The organism is Pseudohalocynthiibacter aestuariivivens, assembly GCF_018457175.1.
GTDB classification, from domain to species: domain Bacteria; phylum Pseudomonadota; class Alphaproteobacteria; order Rhodobacterales; family Rhodobacteraceae; genus Pseudohalocynthiibacter; species Pseudohalocynthiibacter aestuariivivens.
On record NZ_JAGFNU010000001.1, the window covers coordinates 72,461 to 92,239 of the forward strand.

Genomic DNA, 19,779 nt, shown 5'->3' on the forward strand with positions numbered 1-19,779 from the left:
TCTTTGGTTATTTGTCTTTGGTGTCGGGCTTTGTGACTTCGGTTGGTTGAAAAGTACCCTGATCCGCACCATCAGATTCTGGGTAGGTCAGAGTAGGGAATTCTACGCTCAAGTTTCCTGCGCTGGCAGGTATGGCAGCGATTGTAACTGCAAGGATAAAGGCGGACGTTTTGAGTATGGACATTGCTGATCACTTTCTAAACCGATTAGTTCACTTTATCTAAACTGATTAGTTTAGAATTCAAGTGCATACTTCGAAAATTCGCGGTGATTTGCCTTGAATTTGGCGGGTGGATTGATACTTTAGAACAATTCTAAAAGGAAAAAGTTATGATCCCCGGATTTAGCCAGCGCCGTCGCTTTTCAGATTTGACCGAGCAGGAAATTATCGCTCTTGCCATTTCATCAGAAGAAGATGACGCTCGGATTTATCGAACGTATGCGGAGCGCCTAAGGGCGGATTACCCTGCTTCGTCTGCAGTATTTGACGGCATGGCTGTTGAAGAGCAGGAACATCACCGAAGGCTCATAGAACTTCATCAGGAACGATTTGGTGACGTCATACCGCTGATCCGCCGCGAACATGTTTCTGGCTTTTATGCGCGCAGACCTGTCTGGCTTGTCGAGAACCTTGGCCTTGAAAGAATGCGGGACGAAGCTGCCCGTATGGAACACGACGCCGCAGAATTCTACACGAAGGCTGCGGGCAGGATGACAGACGCAACAACGCGCAAGTTGCTGAGTGATCTGGCGGCGGCAGAAGCAAGCCACGAACACTCTGCCCAATCGTTGCAAGACGAGCATCTGACAGAGGATGCAAAATCTGACGAAGATCGCGCAGCGCACCGCCAATTCATACTGACCTGGGTTCAGCCCGGGCTTGCCGGTTTGATGGACGGGTCCGTTTCGACCCTGGCGCCGATTTTCGCCGTGGCCTTTGCGACCCATGATACACACACAACATTTCTGGTTGGCCTTGCCGCGTCAGTTGGTGCCGGTATTTCGATGGGCTTCACCGAAGCAGCCTCGGATGATGGAGAACTGTCAGGGCGTGGATCACCGTTAAAACGTGGAATAGCAGCCGGGGTCATGACCACGATTGGCGGTCTGGGACATGCGCTACCTTATCTGATACCGGATTTTTGGACCGCAACGATTATTGCTTTGATCGTGGTGTTTATTGAGTTGTGGGCGATCGCCTGGATCCAGAACAAATTCATGGAAACACCGTTTTTGCGCGCGACATTTCAGGTGGTTCTCGGGGGTGCTTTGGTCTTTGCAGCGGGGGCGTTAATTGGGGGTGGTTAAACCGACCATTGCCACAGATACGCGTACGCGATAGGCCTCGGACAAGGCGGCGCGAACCATGATCCAGATTTTCTTTAAGACACTTCCATTTTTTGCGCTGATCGGTCTTGGGTACTGGGCGTGCAGAACGCGGTTCTTCACGGAAGAAGCAGCCGCTTATCTAACTAAATTTGTGTTTTATTTTGCTCTGTCGGCCATGCTTTTTCGCTTTGCGGCCAGTCTGCCAATCTCCGAAGTTTTTGATACGCAATTTGCATACGCGTATTTGGCAGGATGTTTCACGGTCTATTTTTTGTTCACCGCAGTTGCCTTGTTTCGCGGAATTGGCATCGAGGAAGCCGCGATAGAGGCCCAATGTTCAGTGATCGGGAACGTAGGTTTTCTGGGCGTGCCGATGCTGGTTGTTTTATTGGGTGAAGCTGCGGCAGGGTCAGTCTTACTGATACTTGCGATTGATCTGATCGTCTTTTCCAGCCTTATTGTCATCCTCATAACAGGCGGCCGCGATGGGCGCATGTCGTTTGGAATGCTGCGAACTGTGGGCCTTGGGCTGCTCAAGAACCCAATGATTGTGTCGATAAGCCTTGGTTTGATTTGTTCGGGATTATCATTACCAATCCCTGCGCCTGTAGACGAATTCTTGTCAATTTTGGGCGCTGCTGCAACGCCTGGCGCTTTGTTTGCGATTGGCGCGTCGCTTGCTGGTAAATCTGCAGAACGCCTGTCGGTTGCCAGTTGGTTGAGTTTTGGAAAATTGGTGCTTCACCCCATTGCCGTCGCGTTCTTTGCGTTGATGGTTTTTGACGTCGATCAGTTCTCTGCATACGTTATGATTTCGGCGGCCGCGTTACCTGTGGCTGGAAACGTCTACATTCTGGCACAACACTATGGTGTTGCACCGCAACGGGTATCAGCCTCGATCCTGATCTCTACAGCGATCAGCGTGTTAACTGTGAGCTTGGTCATTGCGGTCTTGCAAGGATAAACACGCCGAAGGTTTCATAAAAGATCGAAGTTCGATTTGTCGGTTGGCGTAAGTGATCTGTCGATTGTATCGGTCCCAAAGAATGTAAATACAGTTTAGGTTTGTCTCATACGCACGTCCTGTTAGTAGAGGGCAACGCGATAAAAAGGGGCGATCCAATGGAAACCATCTCTGAAAACAAATGCTTTGGTGGCACACAGGGTGTCTATAGCCACACATCAGCAGTGTGCGGTTGTGAAATGACGTACGGGTTGTTCCTGCCGGAAGAGGTGGAATTTGGCCCGGTTCCGGTTCTTTGGTATTTGTCCGGGCTAACCTGCACCCACGAAAATGCGATGGTCAAAGCAGGAGCGCAAGCCTGGGCGGCTGAGCAGGGCATTGCTTTGGTTTTTCCAGACACATCCCCTCGTGGTGACGGTGTTGCTGATGACGATGCCTTTGATCTGGGCCAAGGCGCGGGTTTCTATGTGAACGCGACAGAGGCACCATGGGCACCACATTTTCAGATGTGGGATTATGTGACAGAAGAGCTTCCCGCACTCTTGTTTGAAAACTTTGCGATCGATGAAGCGCGCCAAAGCATCACTGGCCACTCGATGGGTGGCCATGGTGCATTGACGATTGCGATGAATTTACCAGAACGTTTTCGTTCTGTTTCAGCCTTTTCACCAATTGCCAATCCGACCAAATCTGATTGGGGCCGCAACCAGTTAACGGCGTATCTTGGCTCGGACGAAGGCAAATGGGCAGCCAATGATGCAAGCCTGCTGATGCGCGAAAAAGGTTTTCCCGGTCCGGTTCTGATTGATCAGGGAACAGAGGATCAGTTTCTTGACCTGTTAAAGCCGGAGGCTTTGGCAGACGCAATCGCGACACGTCGGCAAGAAGCAATTGTTCGGATGCAAAAAGGGTATGACCACAGCTATTTCTTCATTTCCACCTTCATGGAAGACCACGTGAATTTCCATGCAGAAGCTCTCTATGCGGGGTAAATCATGAGCCATTATGATCTGATCGTTATCGGAAGCGGCCCTGCGGGTCGCGCCGCCGCTATTCAGGCTGGAAAGCTTAAGCGCAACGTTTTGGTGGTTGAACGCAGCGGGCGAATGGGCGGCGTATCTGTTCATACAGGGACGATTCCATCAAAAACGCTCCGCGAAACGGTGTTGAACCTGTCAGGCTGGCGCGAACGCAGTTTTTATGGCCGTTCCTACCGGGTGAAAGACCAGATCAATGCGGGCGACCTGAAGGCCCGTATGCACATGACTTTGGACCATGAAGTCGATGTTCTGGAACATCAGTTTGCCCGTAATCATGTAACAACGGTCGAAGGTGTGGCACGTTTTGTCGGCGAACATGACATCGAGATTACGAACGAAACTGGCGAAGTTAGCCGGCTTACTGCTGACAGATTTCTGATTTCGACAGGGACGCGCCCCTATCGACCCGAGTATGTGCCGTTTAACGGCACCAATATTCTGGACAGTGATGAGTTTCTTGAACTGTCACAAATTCCCCGAAGCCTGATTGTTGTTGGGGCCGGTGTTATTGGGGTGGAATACGCCACGATGTTCGCAGCCCTTGATGTGCGGGTCACATTGGTTGAGCCGCGTGAAACATTCCTCGATTTCATCGATAAAACTCTGATTGGCGAGTTTACCCACCAGGTGCGCGAAAACGGTTTGGATCTGCGCCTTGGCTCTGAGATCGAGAAGGTCGAGGATAAGGGTGAGTTCGTTGAAATCTCGCTCGACAACGGTCGGCATGTCCGCGCTGAAATGTTGCTATTTGCCGCCGGGCGTCTCGGGGCTACGGGTGAACTCAATCTGAAAGCCGCCGGGTTAGAGACTGATCATCGAGGTCGCTTGGAAGTGGATCGGAAAAGCTATCAGACAAAGGTGCCACATATCTACGCAGCCGGTGATGTGATTGGTCACCCAAGTCTTGCGTCGACGGCATTACAACAAGGCCGCGTTGCCGCATGTCACGCCCTTGATACGCCAACGCTCAAGGAAAGCCCGTGGTTCCCCTACGGCATCTATTCCGTTCCTGAAATTTCCACCTGCGGCATGTCCGAGGAAGAGGCGCAGCAACGTGGCATTCCTTACGAGGTTGGCACCGCACGCTTTCGCGAAACATCGCGCGGTCAAATCATGGGGCTTGATCATGGAATGCTGAAAATGCTGGTGTCGCTTAAAACGCGCCGTCTGCTTGGTGTTCAGATTATGGGGGAAGGTGCGACGGAACTTATTCACATCGCCCAAGCAGTTTTGAACCTGAAAGGCACCGTGGATTATTTCGTGCAGAATACATTCAACTACCCGACATTGGCAGAAGCTTACAAAATCGCCGGGCTTGATGCGTTTAACAGAATGCCGATACCCGAAGAGTACCGGGTAAAACCCAAGCCACAGAAAGCAGCAGAGTGAGCGCGATTTACGTTGATGCAGACGCCTGCCCTGTGAAGGCCGAGGCAGAACGTGTCGCTACCCGTCACAAGCTTACGATGTATGTCGTTTCAAATGGCGGTATCCGGCCGTCTCCAAATCCGTTAGTTGAAACGGTGATCGTACCGGATGGTCCTGATGTAGCCGATATGTGGATCGCAGAGCGCGCTGGGCGCGGTGATGTGGTCGTGACAGGCGATATTCCCCTGGCGGCGAAATGCGTTGCATCTGGCGCGCGCGTCTTGCGTCACAATGGTGAAGCGCTGACCGAGGCGAATATCGGCAATCAGCTAGCAACGCGTGACTTGATGACAGATCTGCGCGCGGCGGACCCGTTTCGCCAAGGAGGCGGTCGACCTTTTTCGAAGGCTGACAGGTCGCGGTTTCTGGATGCGTTGGAGCGTGAAGTCCGGGTAGCACTTCAGGCATAGCCCACCCGCGATTTAGCGACAGCTATGTCGCGGACGGAACAGCAGCCTGGCGGGTTTTGGGTCAATCAAGTTGTATAGGAGCCGTTTTGACTTTCGCAACAACTCAGCAAAAAACATCTTTGGGTGCTATTTGGGCGCTCTTCGCTGTGATGTGTTTTTCAGTCAATGACGTGACGATCAAGTTTCTGAGTGGTGATTATGCCCTGCACCAGATTGTACTGATCCGCTCTTTTGTCGGTATGGCTGTTTTGCTGGCTGTAATTATGCCGCTGGAAGGTGGGTATCACCTTATTAAGACACGGCGGTTGGGGCTGCACATTATCCGCGGACTCTGCGTTGTTTTTGCGAATATGACCTTCTTTCTGGGCCTTTCAGTATTGCCGTTGGCCGATGCAGTCGCTGTCTTTTTTATTAGCCCGATGATCATCACAACCTTGTCGGTGTTGGTTTTGAAGGAAAAGGTCGGGCTGTTTCGCTGGGGAGCGGTTATTGTCGGTATGCTCGGTGTGCTGGTGATGTTTCGCCCGGGTGGCGAAAGCTTCAGGTTGGCGCTTTTATTGCCGTTTGCTGCCGCCTTTGGGTACGCCTTTCTGCATATTCTGACACGCTTTATTGGCGGAACAGAACGTGCATCAACCATGGCATTTTACATTCAGTTTGTTTTTATAATCGTCAGCGGGTTGATTGGCTTGATGTTGGGCGATGGGAAGTTTGCGGGTGGGGATGAACCGATGCTGGAGTTTCTGTTTCGCAGCTGGGTCTGGCCGGCAGTATCGGATTATCCTTTGCTGGGCCTAATCGGGGCGACCAGTGCAATGGGTGGTTATTTTATCAGTCAGGCCTATCGACTTTCAGAAGCCAGCCTTATTGCGCCCATGGAGTATGGCGCGCTGGTCGCGGCAATATTCTTTGGAGTTGTTGTTTTTGGCGAATGGCCGGATTTCGTAAGCTGGTTTGGTATTGTTCTGATCGCAGGGGCCGGGTTATGCGTGATCTGGCGCGAGTCAGTGCTGAACAAACGCCAGCGTGCAGCCCTTCCACGGTCAAAGCATTAGAACTGGTTTCGCTGCAATCCGTTAGCGGTTAAAGCGGTTTGCAAATCGAGAACAAGGGAATTTCAATGTCGCAACCCAAAGCCGTCATCTTCGATATTGGAAATGTTCTGATCGAATGGAACCCCGAACGATATTTTGACCAGGTGATCGGACAAGAGCAACGGGAAAGGATGTTTTCCGAGGTTGATATCCATGGAATGATGGAACGGATTGATGCGGGTGCACCCTTTGCCGAAACCGTGGCGGAAATGGCGGGCGAAAACAGCAAGTGGCACGATGCGATCTTGCATATTCGCGATCATTGGACAGACGTTGCAAGCCCTGCAATTGACCATTCCGTACGCTTGCTCAGAGCGTTGAAAGACAACAACGTTCCAGTTTTTGCACTGACAAATTTTGGAGTTCAGAACTTTCCGCTTAGCGAGGCAAAATATTCTTTTCTGGGTGAATTTGACCGCAGATATATTTCAGGGGAATTGGGGCTAATTAAACCCGACCCGCAAATCTATGCGATCGTTGAGGCCGATACCGGGTTAGCACCCGAAAATTTGCTTTTCACAGATGATCGTGAAGATAATATCACTGCTGCCAACGTACGAGGTTGGAAAACACATTTGTTCGATGGACCAGAGGGGTGGGCGCAAACGCTTGTTTCATATGGTTTGCTTGATCCCGCGGAGGCAGGTTTATGAAGTTTGAGGTTATTGAGTTTGAGGCAGACAGCCTGTTGAGCTGGGACGGGCTGTGCGAAACCTTTCTTGAAGGTCACAAGCTGCCCAAAGCTGAAATTGACGACACATTCCTTTATCGTGGTAAGGATACGCTCTTGTCACGTGCGGCATGGATTGATGGCATGGGAATTGCCGTAAAATCCGCTACGATTTATCCGGATAATCCTGCTAAGGGCACCCCGATGATCAATGGGGCGGTCAGCCTGTTCTCCGATTCCGAAGGAACGCTGGACGCGCTGATAGACTTTCATCTGGTGACAAAATGGAAAACCGCTGGTGACAGTTTGCTTGGGGCGAAGCTTTTGGCGCGCCCTGATAGCCGTAAAATCCTGATTGTTGGTGCTGGTACAGTAGGGCGAAATTTGCGTTCTGCTTACGTCAGCGCCTTTCCAGATGCGGAGTTTATGGTCTGGAACCGCACCTCTGCCGGGGCAGAGGCATTTGCATTGGAGTTTGAAAATACAGTCGCGGTTACGGATCTGCAGGCAGCCGTTGTTGACGCCGACATTGTAACATCTGCCACGATGTCGACCGAGCCGCTGATCATGGGAGAGTGGCTGAAACCTGGTCAGCACATTGACCTGATTGGTGCGTATCGTCCGGACATGCGCGAGGTTGATGATACCGCGCTACTTCGTTCTCGGGTTTTTGTGGACAGCCGTGACACAACGCTTGACCATATAGGTGAGCTGAAAACTCCGCTGGCTGAGAGCGTGATAAGTCGCGAACATGTTGTGGCGGATTTCTATGACGTAAAGACAGGTGGGTTTAAACGGACATCAGCGGATGAAATCACCCTTTTCAAAAATGGCGGTGGCGCGCATCTGGACCTGATGACCAGCCGCTATATTCTGAAAGCATGGATTAGCAGATGATCACGGAACAGAAAATCAACGAATTTCAGCGAGACGGTGCAACCTGCATCCGGGGGGCGTTCAAAGACTGGGTTGATGTTATGGCCGTAGGGGTTGAGCGCAACATGGCAGAGCCGGGCCAATACGCCTCAGAAAATGCTGTGACGAAAGGTCGGTTTTTCGACGACTATTGCAACTGGACACGGATACCCGAGTTTGAGCGCATCGTACGCGAAAGCCCAATGGCAGAGATTGCGGCGCAGGTGATGCAGTCCAGGTCCGCGCAGTTTTTTCATGACCATGTGTTGGTCAAGGAAAGCGGCACACCAAAGCCCACGCCCTGGCATCAGGACGGGCCATATTATTTTGTCGAAGGTGAACAAACCGTTAGCTTCTGGGTTCCACTGGATCCGGTTGATACTGCCAGTTTGCGCCTGATTGCCGGGTCACACCATTGGGACAAGCCCGTACGGCCCGTTAGCTGGGCAGACAACAGTGATTTCTATGAAGGCGATCAGGAATGGATCGAAGTCCCTGACCCTGATGGCGACGATGGGGAATATGACGTTCGCGAATGGGCCATGCAGCCGGGGGATGCCGTACTGTTTGACTACCGCACAGTGCACGGTGCGCGCGGCAATCCGGGGGGCGCACGGCGACGGGCACTTTCAATGCGTTGGGTTGGTGATGACGCGCGGTTCATTGAACGACCCGGGCGAACTTCACCTCCGTTTCCGGGGCATGATATGGTTGCAGGGCAGCGCCTGCGCGAGGATTGGTTTCCTGTAATCTGGAAAGGCTGAGATGGGCTGGATTCTGTTTCTGTTATTAATTGGTGCCATTGCGGTCGTGCCTCTGGTTTTGGAAAGCCGCAGGTTGCCAATGGATCAGGCAGAACGGGCCAATGCGCCGGGTCGGTTTGCGAACCTGTCCCGCGGGATGACGCACTACGATTGGTCTGGCCACATAGATGGGCCAGTCGCTGTTTGTGTTCATGGGCTGACCTCGCCAAGCTTTGTCTGGAGCGCTGTTGTAAAAATACTGACCCTGATAGGGTTTCGCATCCTGACCTATGATCTTTACGGGCGAGGATTTTCTGATCGGCCGAAGGACGCGCAGGATGCAGACTTCTTTGTCACCCAACTGAATGAACTGATGGATGATCAGGATGTAGGGGACAATGTCACCTTGCTTGGGTATTCAATGGGCGGCGCAATTGCGACAGCCTATGCTGCGCGCCATCGCGACAGGCTTGAACGGCTCGTCCTGATCGCGCCGGGTGGCCTTGGCCATGATCTTGGAAAATTCTTTGAGTTTGCTGCGAAAACACCGCTGATAGGTGATTGGCTTTTCCTCACGTTTGGGGGATTTATGCATCGGCGCAATATTGCGAAAGAAGCAGCAGTTTGGCCAACCGAGGTTCCGGATATCCATGAAGATCAAGCAAACGAAACCCATTTTCAGGGTTTTCTGCCAGCAGTTCTGTCTAGCATGCGTCACATGCTGAGTAACGATCAGGAACCGGAACATCGCGCCATAGAAAAAACGGATTTACCGGTTCTTGCGATCTGGGGGGAAGAGGATGACGTTATCCCGATTTCAGGACTTGGCAGGTTGGCGGAGTATCACAGGGATGCGAGACAGGTCTCTATCCCCGGCGCGCCGCATGCGTTGGCCTATACCCATCCCAAGGATGTACAAAAGGCCCTTCAGGATTTGTTGCATGACGGGCTTTAGCTGACGGATATTCAGGCCGCAACGGTAAGCGGTTTTTCACGCACAGGCAAATGCACGATGGCTGAAAATTCACCAACGCCAACGCCAACCCACCAGACCGCCGTATAGTCGCCGTAGATGTCATACATCCGTCCGCCCAGCCAAACACCCAGAAAACTTCCAAGTTGGTGGCTGAAGAAGACAATTCCGTACAACGTGCCCATGTTCCGCAGGCCGTAGATATGCGCAACCAGACCAGCCGTAAGCGGTACAGTTGCCAGCCAGAGAGAGCCCATCGCGAAGGAAAAAAGGACTACGGATGTCGGTGTGATTGGCATTAGGATAAAGGCTGCAGCAATTAGGGTTCGGCCCGTGTAAATTCCCGCCAGAAGGTACTTGCGGGAATAGCGATTGCCCAGCCAGCCCGCAAAAATTGTACCCGCAATATTTGTCAAACCGATCAGAGATATTGCAAGAGCGCCGAGGCTTGATGTCGTCGAAACCCCAATCGCCGCCAGTGTGCCCGAAGGGTCAATTGCGCCGCACATTTCGGTCACAAATGCAGGGAAATGTGCTGTGATGAATGCAAGTTGATAGCCACACGAAAAGAAACCGAAAAATATTAACGAATAAGATGGATCTCTGAACGCTTTGAGCAAGTTCTGACCCATCGATCCCTCAAGCTCGGTCCTGCTAACAGGCTGCGGGCTGCGCATCATTGGCAACGCGAAAAGTGCTAGAAGTATGAGAGCTGCAAAAACCATGAACACCTGTTGCCATTGCATAAAGCCAAGCAGGAACTCGGCAAAAGGTGCGCCAATAACTTGTCCGGCAGATCCCGCTGCGGTGGCAATACCCATGGCGACCGATCGGTTTTTGTCACTGGCTGCGCGGCCAACAACCGCCAAAATTACGCCAAACCCCGTTCCGGCGACGCCAAAGCCGACGAGAATTTCAAGCCATTGATGTGCCCCGGGTGTGACGGCGTAAGACGATAGAACCAAACCTGTTGCGTAAAATAAAGCACCAACAATAATTGCTCTTCGATCACCGAATTTTTCAGCTAAAGCGCCGAAAATAGGCTGCCCAATACCCCATGCGAGATTTTGAATGGCGATTGCAAAAGAGAACTCTGTTCGCAGCCAGCCAAACTCCTCGGCGATGGGAATTTGAAACACGCCAAAGGACGCACGTATGGCAAAGCCGATCATGATAATGATGCAGCCGCCGACCAGAACCGGGGTAAACAAGGGTGTACGGGTCTCTGTCATCGCGGTCTCCAAGCGTTCTGGTGACCGTCACGGAAAAAGCGCACAACGTCAATTCAGTGTTTTTTGCGCCCTGCATCAGCTTTTCTTATTCGTCACGGCGATTTATGGGAGGGTATGGCAGAGAGCTTGCAAGATATTTACAACCGCCACGTTGCGGAGGGCCTGCTGACAGCAGATAATGCGCAGATTGCAGCACTGCCAGCACTAGAGGATATTCGTCAGCATTTGGAAGCAGCAAAAACCCGCAAGCGCGGCATATTGGGTGGCTTGTTTCATAAACCCGAAGAAGTGCCGAGCGGTTTATATCTTTGGGGCGGTGTTGGGCGCGGTAAATCTATGCTGATGGATCTGTTCGTCGATCATTTGCAGGTATCTGAAAAACGCCGGGTGCACTTTCATGCCTTTATGCAGGAAGTACACACTGCAATGCATGAAGCACGGAAAACTGGTGTAGATGACGCAATAGCGCCCGTTGCGGCAGAGGTTTCTTCCAAGGTCCGTCTGTTGGCTTTCGACGAAATGCAGATCAACGATATCACGGATGCGATGATTGTTGGTCGATTGTTTGAAAAACTGTTCGAGGCGGGCGTTGTGATTGTCACAACCTCTAATCGCGTGCCAGATGACCTTTACAAAGACGGGCTGAACCGGCAACTTTTCTTGCCTTTCATCAAACTTCTGAAAGAACAGATGGTTGTGCATGAACTGATTAGCCCGACAGATTACCGGCAAGACAGGCTAGCAGGATCAGAAGTTTATTTTACGCCTGTTAACGCGGAAAACCGCAACGCTATTCGCGCGATCTGGGAAAAGATGAGCGGTGGCGCGGCGGACCCTCTGGTTCTGACGGTCAAGGGGCGTTCGGTGGAACTTCCTGCGTTTCGCAATGGTGTGGCACGGGCAACTTTTTATGATCTATGTGGCCGCCCACTTGGACCAGCGGATTTTCTGGCTATCGCCGAAGCCGTTCGCGTTTTGGTGTTGGAGGATATCCCACAACTTGGCCGGTCAAACTTTAACGAAGCAAAGCGTTTCGTCACGCTGATAGACGCGCTTTATGAGGCCAAGGTTCGGCTGATATGTTCAGCAGCATCGCTCCCTGAAATGCTTTACATCGAAGGCGAAGGAACGTTTGAATTTGAACGCACCGCAAGCCGCCTGCGAGAAATGCAGGACGCTGACTGGGGGCACTAGCCAAAGGCTAAATTCCGGCCCATTCCAGCGGGTCGGGCAAATCAAATGCAGCGAAATCCACTTGCAATACGCGTCTGCGCGTCGGGTGTTGAGCGGCGTCAGAGGCATGTAGAATAAGCGTGCGATACGCCCAGATATCTCGGGGCTTTGCCAGACAGTCCAACTGTTCTGAGCTTGCCACGGCGTCTGCGATATCATCGACACGAACAAGCCCCAGCTTGTGAGAGCCAAGCGCCACTTTCAAAGGGGCATTTTCAGCGCCACACGGATCAAGATGCACACGAAGTGTCAGCATGTGTTCCAAGATGGACGCGGGCGGTTGAACATGAAGCAGGCCGGATTTGCGCGTAAATGGCCCAAACTCCGCAACATCAGCAATTCGTTTCACGCAAATTGTCCGATCCTGATGCCAGCCGAGCGGCCAGTTGTTATCGGCAGTTTTGTCAAACAAGATCGCCCGGACAGCCCGCGCATTCGGGCCAAGGAACTGCACGGCGATATCGCGCATTGCGCTTTGGTTTTGTGTCAGCAGCTTGGAAGCCGGGTTGCCTTTGAGACGCTGGCCGGGTTGGCGCGGGTCCGTTTCTTCGCCGAGCTGTTCCAAAAGTTGGAACTCTGCGTCAGAAAGCGCTTTCGAAAAACACTCGGCACCTGTCGTTTCAAGCGTGGGTCTCATCCGTTTTCACGTAATACCGTGCCCGCTAAATAAAGCGATCCGCAGATCAGGATGCGGGCATTTGGTGCTCTTTTAGCGATGCTATTAATTGCCGCTTCAACGTCCGGTGCCGTGCTGGATTGCAACCCGGCTTTTTCAGCGGCTTCAGCGGTTGTTTCGGCGGGCAGGGTGTTTGCCTCTCCCGGGATGGAAACAGCCGTCAATGATGAGGCAACTTCTGCCAGCGGCCTGAGATACCCGCCGACATCCTTCGTGTTCAGCATACCGCAGATCAAATGGGTTGGTCTGGGTGACAGACTTTTCAAAACTTCGGCAAGCGCATCTCCGGCTGCCGGGTTGTGACCGCCGTCCAGCCAAAGCTCTGCTGGGCCAGCGGCTTTAATCAACGGGCCGGATTTTAATCGCTGCATCCGGGCGGGCCAGTTCGCGTTTGTCATCGCCGCTTCGCAGGCGGTTTCGCCATATCCAAGCGCGCGCAATGCCGCGATCGCGGCGGCGGCATTTTGCATCTGATGCGCGCCCAGCAAGTTGGGAAGCGGCAGATCCAGAAGACCATGTTCATCCTGAAAAATCAGACGGCCCCGTTCCTCAAAAACATGCCAGTGCTGGCCATGAGCTAGAAGCGGAACGCCAAGCCGCGCGGCTGTTGCTTCTATCACGTCCAGCGCTTCTTCCGGCTGTGGGCCAACGACACAGGGCACACCTCGTTTCAGAATACCGGCTTTTTCGGCGGCAATCTTTTCCAGCGTGTCCCCAAGGTATTGTTCGTGATCAACAGAAATGGGTGTGATCACGGTCAACGCGGGTTTGTCGATCACGTTCGTGGCGTCCAAGCGCCCGCCAAGACCCACCTCAAGCAGCGTGTAATCTGCCGGGGTGCGGGCAAATGCCAGCAAACCGGCGACGGTGGTGATCTCAAAATAGGTGATGTTTTCGCCGCTGTTCGCCGCGTAGCATTCGTCAAGTATTTCGGTGAGATGTGTCTCTGAAATCAGGGTACCTGCGAGACGAATTCTTTCGTGAAACCGGGCAAGATGTGGCGACGTATAGGCATGCACTGATTTACCGACGCCTTCTAAACCGGCACGAATCATCGCCTGAGTTGATCCTTTGCCATTGGTGCCTGCGATGTGAATCACTGGTGGTAGCTTACGCTCCGGATGATCAAGCGCAGCCAGCAAACGCCAGACGCGATCAAGCGTAAGATCGATAATTTTAGGATGCAGCGCCATCATCCGTGCCAGGATGACGTCCGATGTAGCCTCGTTCACTTTTTGGCATCCTCGGCAGGGGTACCATCCGGTTGGTCATCGGTTTTGGAATTTGTATCAGGTTTGGGCAATTCACCCATGACGGCTGGCGGTAAACCCATCAGCATTCGGGTAATGGTGATCAGCTCTTCCCGCAGATCCTTGCGGTGCGTCACGCGATCCAGCATACCGTGGTCCAGCAGATATTCAGAACGCTGGAAACCTTCAGGCAGTTTTTCGCGAATGGTTTGTTCGATCACGCGGGTTCCGGCGAACCCGATAAGTGCGTTTGGTTCTGCGATTTGCACATCACCAAGCATCGCGTATGAGGCGGTTACACCGCCCGTTGTTGGATGCGTCAGAACAACGATGTAAGGCAGGTTAGCCTCGCGCAGCATTTCCACCGCTACAGTTGTGCGCGGCATTTGCATAAGGCTGAGGATACCCTCTTGCATTCGGGCTCCACCAGCGGCGGAGAACAAGATAAAGGGACGTTTCAGGGCAACGGCACGTTCGGCACCGGCAATAATGGCGTTTCCAACGTACATACCCATAGAGCCGCCCATGAAGGAAAAGTCCTGTCCGGCGGCAACAACAGAAGTGCGTCCGATTTCACCTTCAACCACCAGCATCGCGTCTTTTTCACCGGTCTTCTTGCGTGCATCCTTCATCCGGTCAGGGTATTTTTTCTGATCGCGAAAGTGCAACGGGTCAGCGACAGCGGCGGGCACTTCGATTTCAGCGAAAATTCCACCGTCAAACAGCGCCTCGAAACGCTCACGTGGTGCAAGCGCCATATGATGGTCACACCCCGTGCAAACATTCAGGTTCTCTGAAAGTTCCCGGTGAAACAGCATGGTCCCGCACTCAGGGCATTTGGTCCAGAGATTGTCCGGCACCTCACGACGGGAAAACAGCGAGTTGATTGTGGGTCGGACGTAATTGGTGATCCAGTTCATTCGTGCTGTACCTTTGCTAAAGTCTTGCTCTGAAATAAGACGCCAGCGCTTGAAATGCAATCAGCGCCTTATTGCAATACGCGCCGCAAGCCATGCAACAATCAAAAAGCCGAAATCAAGCATGATAAGCGGGCTTGCTGCCTCAATGTCTGACGCGCTGTAAGGCAGATGATAGAGTGCGAGACCACCAAGTTGATCCGGAAAGCCTACGATCAGCATAGCGTAGGCGTTGTTTGTGAAGTGAAAACCGATAGCTGCGCCAAGGTTGCCACTGCGTGCTGTCAGGTCTGCCGCCATCAAGCCGAACATCCCGGCCCAAAGCGTTGCCCAGATCGCGTTGTCACCCAGAGTTGCGGTGTCGAAATGCCCCAGAGCGAACAGAAAAGAGGGCACCCCCATCCAAATGATACGAGAGTTAAAACGCGCCGCGAGTTGGCTTTGAATGTAGCCGCGAAACAGAATTTCTTCTGCGCTGGTTTGGATCACAATCCCTAAAACAGACAATGGCAATAAAGCCATCCAATGCCTGAACGACAGGTTTGCAACAACTTCGAACGGGTCATAAGGCGGCAAGATTTCCAAGACGATCTGAAGAAGGATCAACGCAAAAGTAACGCGAAAAAAATATCGCACGGTGAGGCGTAAATCACCAACCAAAGTCAGGCCCGGCCTTTTGTGTAACCATCGCACAATCAGCATCGGAGGAAGTGCCATCATGACAAAGCTGAACAGCATAACAAGCGTAGCAGTTGGGTTACCAGTGCTTAGCAGCATTTCGAAAGACCAGGCAGGTATCTTCAACAGAAAAGAGATCGCCTCGCCCAAAGCGATAATTCCGAAGAGGTAAAGTACGGTACATAGCACCAGCCCAACCACAAGTCGCCAGATTTGAGGTTTTCTGCGCGCGGGCGCGACGAGTTGTTCGTAAGGGACGTAGGACATCAGGGATTTTCTGGACTGTAAAAGACGAAGGCTCACTCTGACGGGGATGTGCGCGGAAATCAATAACGGTGGGTTGTGTAAGTGGGGAATGGTCCGTTTCAGTCGACCTGCCGGGTTAGGAATACCGCAAACCAAACCTACAAGGAGGGCAGGAAAGCCGCAATCACGCTTGTACACAGGTCGACTGTCGAATATTCCAAGTCGAGGTCTGAAACGGGAGTCATTCCATGTCCAACAGCAAGTTCGATAAATCTAAACTACCAAGCCGCCATGTAACCGAAGGTCCGTCACGCGCGCCACACCGATCTTACATGTATGCAATGGGGCTTTCTGAGGAAGAAATTCACCAGCCGCTGGTTGGCGTTGCGACGTGTTGGAATGAAGCCGCACCATGTAACATCTCGCTGAACCGTCAGGCACAAGCCGTGAAGATGGGTGTCAAACGCGCCGAAGGCACGCCACGCGAGTTTACGACGATCACAGTAACCGACGGCATTGCGATGGGCCACGAAGGCATGCGTTCGTCTTTGGCAAGCCGTGAGGCAATCGCGGACACGGTTGAATTGACCATGCGCGGCCATTGTTATGACGCGCTTGTCGGACTTGCGGGATGTGACAAATCATTGCCGGGCATGATGATGGCGATGATCCGTCTGAACACACCATCGGTTTTCATCTATGGCGGATCGATCCTGCCGGGTCGTTATCAAGGCCGTGATGTGACGGTGCAGGACGTGTTTGAAGCTGTAGGTCAGCATCAGGCTGGCAACCTCAGCAGTTGTGAGCTGGAAAAACTTGAGGCTGTGGCGTGCCCAAGTGCCGGTGCTTGTGGCGGTCAGTTCACCGCGAACACTATGGCATGCGTGTCCGAGGCAATTGGCCTTGCATTGCCAAACTCTGCTGGGGCACCTGCACCTTATGAATCTCGCGACCATTACGGTGAAGCATCCGGCCGCGCTGTGATGAACCTGCTGGAAAAGAATATCCGGGCGCGTGACATTGTTACCCTTGAATCGCTGATCAACGCGGCGCGTGTTGTTGCATGTACTGGTGGGTCAACCAATGCCGGTCTGCATCTGCCTGCGATGGCCCATGAAGCCGGAATTGATTTCGATCTTGATGATGTCTGCGACATTTTCCGCGAGACGCCGTATTTCGTCGATCTGAAACCGGGCGGCGCCTATGTTGCGAAAGACCTTTATGAAGTTGGCGGTGTGCCAGTTATCATGAAAGAGCTTGATAAAGCCGGTCTTATCAACCGCGATTGCATGACTGCAACCGGTCGGTCCATGGGCGAAGAGATTGACATTGTAACGCGCGAAGCCGACGGCAAAGTCATTTATCCAGTAGCTACGCCGCTGAGCGAAACAGGCGGCGTTGTTGGCCTAAAGGGAAATCTGGCTCCGCAAAGTGCGATTGTGAAAGTGGCCGGGATGACGAAGGAACAGCAGGTCTTTAGTGGTCCGGCGCGTGTATTTGAAAGCGAAGAAGACGCTTTTGAAGCCGTGCAAAACCGCACGTACAAAGAAGGTGAAGTGCTGGTCATTCGAAACGAAGGTCCGGCCGGTGGGCCCGGAATGCGCGAAATGCTGGCAACAACGGCGGCGCTTTCAGGTCAAGGTATGGGTAAAAAAGTAGCACTTATTACCGACGGGCGTTTTTCCGGCGCGACACGTGGTTTCTGCGTTGGCCATGTTGGGCCAGAAGCCGCGCATGGTGGCCCAATCGCGTTGCTGAAAGATGGCGACGTTATTACGATAGATGCGATCAAGGGCGAACTATCGGTGGCGTTGACAGATGAAGAACTTGCAGCACGCAAAGCTGATTGGAAAGGCCCCAAAAAGACGCTCTACGCGTCAGGTGCTTTGTGGAAGTACGCGCAGCTTGTTGGCCCGACCAACAAAGGTGCTGTTACACATCCAGGCGCAGAAGCGGAGCTACATGTCTACATGGACCTCTGACTTAAAAACATGCGCGGTTGCAGGCGTAGCCGCGCTTTTGGCTTTGGCCGGATGCATTGACGGGGGCGGATTTGGCTATGCCCCCAGCCAAATGATTGTGTCCCAAAACAGCGTTGTGATCTCCGGTCCGCCGGGGTTTTGTATCGATCGGCCCGCGAGCCGTGATAATGCGGACGGCGCGTTTGTTCTTATGGGAAGCTGTGCCGCTATTGCACGATCATCAAAACAGCCAACACCTGATGTGGCCGCTGTTTTGATGGCTTCCGTCTCGACACCGGTCGCTGGCAAACCAGTATCTGAATCGCTTGATACGTTGGAGCGGTTTTTTACTTCGGAAGAAGGTCGCGCAGCGCTTAGTCAAACAGGTCACTCTGACAGCGTCGAAGTACTGGACACTCTTCAAAGGGATAAGGTTTTCTATATTCATGCGCGTGATGCGAGCGAGGGGCTGGCGAGCGAAGTGCGAGACGAATATTGGCGGGCATTCTTTGATGTGAAAGGCCGACTGGTGACAGCGTCTGTTTTTGGCACCGACGAACGGCCATTTTCAAGCGACGCAGGACGCGCCACATTGACTGAATTTGTACAGCAAATACGCCGCCGCAACACAGGCGACAGCTAATACTGAAATTTTGCCTGACTTTTGCTTCTATGAAACCTCTTTGGGCGATATAAGAAATCAGAAGCCGGATTAACTGGCGTGTCGAGGTTTTGGGTATACATGGCAAAACGCATAGATTCCCTGTTTCAGCGTCTGTTTCACCGGCGTTTCCTGTATCGCTGGAAAAAAATTGCTGATGCTGCGGCGCAGATGGATCTGGTTCGCCTGCGCCTGTTCCGCACCCGTGCGCGTCAGGTGCGGCGTCCGATTGACCGGTTTATTCAGGTTGCAGAAAACCGGTTGGCCCTGCCGTTGATGGGCTCCAACGCGATACAGACCCCACTTGGAACAGACTGGTCTTACAGGCCGGAACTTTGGCGTGGGCCGATAACACCTTCGGGACAAGCAGGGGTTGAGAGCAAATCCATTTTTGGTGACGAGGCAACCGTGTTTCATGACTGCCGCATATCTGAGTTAACTCTTCGGCAGTTGCGGAACACAAGAGAAGCAGATCTTGCCCCCTTTGGCGTTCGAATGGATGTTTTTAGGTTTGACGGAAGTTTTTTATCTTTGGTCATCGAATTGCCCGAAGCAGCTGTACAGGGGCTCAAGAAGAAACACGTGATCCGAATGGATGTTATTGTTGAGTTGGAAAAACCTCTCGAAATTTTTGCGCGCCTAAACATCAAGCATGGACCAAACACCGAGCAGATCGTGCGGGAACTGCCACTTAACCAAGATGAGGTGATGGTGGAGTTCGATCTGGCTTACACCAAACTGAACGAAAAGCGGACAGACCGGATCTGGATCGATTTGATTTTTGAAGGTCCGGAAATGAACCAGATTATTTTACGCGACGTCACGTTTAGCCGTCGCCCACGTGCAGAACTTTAGGGGGTCGGCATGGTTGAGACAACGTTGACACACACACGCACTTCGGAAGGTGTTTGGGAAGGGCTGCTTGTTATGGGGGGTGATACGCCGCCTGTACCGGAACTCAAGGTAACACATCTGGAAAAACCAATTCCGGAGGTCAGCCTGACCGAAAATCCTGAAAAAGGCGGCGAATGGGTGCTCAGTTTCCCAATTCCCGTTGAATGCCTTTCGGATGGGGTGCAAACCTTTTTGATTACTGACACACGCAGCGGGGCGCGGCTTGGCAGTTACACAATTGTGACAGGAATGGCGCTGGAAGATGACTTTCGGGCCGAAGTAGATTTGCTGCGCGCTGAACTGGATATGCTGAAACGCGCATTTCGCCGTCATTGCCTTGAGACCGTTGGTTAAATTTAATTTTTTCACGTGCTTTGGTCTGAAATGCGACCCTTTCAAAGTTGACGTGGCGTTCTTCGTGACAAGATGACGGAAATTACTGCATCTTCATCGGAGTTTTCCAAG

The 19,779-nt window shown here is 52.6% G+C and carries 21 protein-coding genes; 15 read left to right on the forward strand and 6 right to left on the reverse strand.

Annotated elements, in window-relative coordinates:
- Window positions 1-7 precede the first annotated feature (7 nt).
- A complete protein-coding gene (locus tag J4E70_RS00300) occupies window positions 8-184 on the reverse strand; it encodes a hypothetical protein (RefSeq protein WP_213887070.1) in 177 nt (58 codons plus the stop codon).
- A 146-nt stretch (window positions 185-330) separates the two neighbouring features.
- On the opposite strand from J4E70_RS00300, the gene mbfA reads away from it, so the two are divergent.
- The 10 genes from mbfA to J4E70_RS00350 all read left to right on the forward strand — a co-directional run bounded on the left by mbfA (window position 331) and on the right by J4E70_RS00350 (window position 9,548).
- The gene (gene mbfA / locus J4E70_RS00305; RefSeq protein WP_213887071.1) at window positions 331-1,308 is read left to right on the forward strand and encodes an iron exporter MbfA; all 978 of its coding nucleotides are present in this window, start codon (window positions 331-333) and stop codon (window positions 1,306-1,308) included.
- A 58-nt stretch (window positions 1,309-1,366) separates the two neighbouring features.
- Window positions 1,367-2,293, forward strand: coding sequence for an AEC family transporter (locus J4E70_RS00310; protein WP_213887072.1), 927 nt, complete (start codon window positions 1,367-1,369; stop codon window positions 2,291-2,293).
- A 158-nt stretch (window positions 2,294-2,451) separates the two neighbouring features.
- Window positions 2,452-3,285 carry an S-formylglutathione hydrolase gene (gene fghA, locus J4E70_RS00315; protein WP_213887073.1) on the forward strand — a complete coding sequence of 278 codons (834 nt, stop codon included), beginning with the start codon at window positions 2,452-2,454 and terminating at the stop codon, window positions 3,283-3,285.
- A 3-nt stretch (window positions 3,286-3,288) separates the two neighbouring features.
- On the forward strand, window positions 3,289-4,722 hold the full coding sequence (gene sthA / locus J4E70_RS00320; RefSeq protein ID WP_213887074.1) for a Si-specific NAD(P)(+) transhydrogenase: 1,434 nt from the start codon (window positions 3,289-3,291) through the stop codon (window positions 4,720-4,722).
- Window positions 4,719-5,171, forward strand: a complete 453-nt coding sequence (locus J4E70_RS00325; protein WP_213887075.1) for a YaiI/YqxD family protein — start codon at window positions 4,719-4,721, stop codon at window positions 5,169-5,171. The genes sthA and J4E70_RS00325 overlap by 4 nt, the downstream gene beginning before the upstream one ends.
- 86 nt (window positions 5,172-5,257) lie before the next feature.
- Window positions 5,258-6,226 (forward strand): DMT family transporter, encoded by a 969-nt coding sequence (locus tag J4E70_RS00330; protein ID WP_281414268.1) that lies wholly within the window; start codon window positions 5,258-5,260, stop codon window positions 6,224-6,226.
- A 65-nt stretch (window positions 6,227-6,291) separates the two neighbouring features.
- Window positions 6,292-6,918, forward strand: coding sequence for an HAD family hydrolase (locus J4E70_RS00335; protein WP_213887076.1), 627 nt, complete (start codon window positions 6,292-6,294; stop codon window positions 6,916-6,918).
- Window positions 6,915-7,832: an ornithine cyclodeaminase family protein gene (locus J4E70_RS00340; protein ID WP_213887077.1), complete on the forward strand. Its 918-nt coding sequence runs from the start codon at window positions 6,915-6,917 to the stop codon at window positions 7,830-7,832. The genes J4E70_RS00335 and J4E70_RS00340 overlap by 4 nt, the downstream gene beginning before the upstream one ends.
- Window positions 7,829-8,614, forward strand: coding sequence for a phytanoyl-CoA dioxygenase family protein (locus J4E70_RS00345; RefSeq protein ID WP_213887078.1), 786 nt, complete (start codon window positions 7,829-7,831; stop codon window positions 8,612-8,614). The genes J4E70_RS00340 and J4E70_RS00345 overlap by 4 nt, the downstream gene beginning before the upstream one ends.
- A gap of 1 nt (window position 8,615) precedes the next feature.
- Window positions 8,616-9,548: an alpha/beta fold hydrolase gene (locus J4E70_RS00350; RefSeq protein ID WP_213887079.1), complete on the forward strand. Its 933-nt coding sequence runs from the start codon at window positions 8,616-8,618 to the stop codon at window positions 9,546-9,548.
- 11 nt (window positions 9,549-9,559) lie between these two features.
- Here the strand turns inward: J4E70_RS00350 and J4E70_RS00355 are convergent, their stop codons facing one another.
- Window positions 9,560-10,798 (reverse strand): MFS transporter, encoded by a 1,239-nt coding sequence (locus tag J4E70_RS00355; protein WP_213887080.1) that lies wholly within the window; start codon window positions 10,796-10,798, stop codon window positions 9,560-9,562.
- A 114-nt stretch (window positions 10,799-10,912) separates the two neighbouring features.
- Between J4E70_RS00355 and zapE the strand changes: the two genes are divergently transcribed.
- A complete protein-coding gene (gene zapE / locus J4E70_RS00360) occupies window positions 10,913-11,992 on the forward strand; it encodes a cell division protein ZapE (protein WP_213887081.1) in 1,080 nt (359 codons plus the stop codon).
- Between the two features lie 7 nt (window positions 11,993-11,999).
- Here zapE and J4E70_RS00365 read toward each other — a convergent pair whose 3' ends face one another.
- From J4E70_RS00365 to J4E70_RS00380, 4 genes are read right to left on the reverse strand one after another with little or no spacing between them, the layout of a single operon-like run.
- Window positions 12,000-12,668, reverse strand: coding sequence for a phytanoyl-CoA dioxygenase family protein (locus tag J4E70_RS00365; protein ID WP_213887082.1), 669 nt, complete (start codon window positions 12,666-12,668; stop codon window positions 12,000-12,002).
- Window positions 12,665-13,939, reverse strand: a complete 1,275-nt coding sequence (locus J4E70_RS00370; RefSeq protein WP_343229435.1) for a bifunctional folylpolyglutamate synthase/dihydrofolate synthase — start codon at window positions 13,937-13,939, stop codon at window positions 12,665-12,667. Before J4E70_RS00370 ends, J4E70_RS00365 begins: the two co-directional genes overlap by 4 nt.
- Window positions 13,936-14,877, reverse strand: a complete 942-nt coding sequence (gene accD / locus J4E70_RS00375; RefSeq protein ID WP_213887083.1) for an acetyl-CoA carboxylase, carboxyltransferase subunit beta — start codon at window positions 14,875-14,877, stop codon at window positions 13,936-13,938. Before accD ends, J4E70_RS00370 begins: the two co-directional genes overlap by 4 nt.
- Before the next feature lie 60 nt (window positions 14,878-14,937).
- Window positions 14,938-15,819 (reverse strand): CPBP family intramembrane glutamic endopeptidase, encoded by an 882-nt coding sequence (locus J4E70_RS00380; protein WP_213887084.1) that lies wholly within the window; start codon window positions 15,817-15,819, stop codon window positions 14,938-14,940.
- 227 nt (window positions 15,820-16,046) lie between these two features.
- Here J4E70_RS00380 and ilvD point away from each other — a divergent pair, with 227 nt between their 5' ends.
- From ilvD to J4E70_RS00400, 4 genes are all read left to right on the forward strand, one after another.
- On the forward strand, window positions 16,047-17,780 hold the full coding sequence (gene ilvD, locus J4E70_RS00385; protein WP_213887085.1) for a dihydroxy-acid dehydratase: 1,734 nt from the start codon (window positions 16,047-16,049) through the stop codon (window positions 17,778-17,780).
- Window positions 17,761-18,402: a hypothetical protein gene (locus tag J4E70_RS00390; protein WP_213887086.1), complete on the forward strand. Its 642-nt coding sequence runs from the start codon at window positions 17,761-17,763 to the stop codon at window positions 18,400-18,402. Before ilvD ends, J4E70_RS00390 begins: the two co-directional genes overlap by 20 nt.
- Before the next feature lie 99 nt (window positions 18,403-18,501).
- Window positions 18,502-19,275 (forward strand): DUF6478 family protein, encoded by a 774-nt coding sequence (locus tag J4E70_RS00395; RefSeq protein ID WP_213887087.1) that lies wholly within the window; start codon window positions 18,502-18,504, stop codon window positions 19,273-19,275.
- Window positions 19,276-19,284: 9 nt separating this feature from the next.
- On the forward strand, window positions 19,285-19,668 hold the full coding sequence (locus tag J4E70_RS00400) for a hypothetical protein (RefSeq protein WP_213887088.1): 384 nt from the start codon (window positions 19,285-19,287) through the stop codon (window positions 19,666-19,668).
- Window positions 19,669-19,779: the final 111 nt, after the last annotated feature.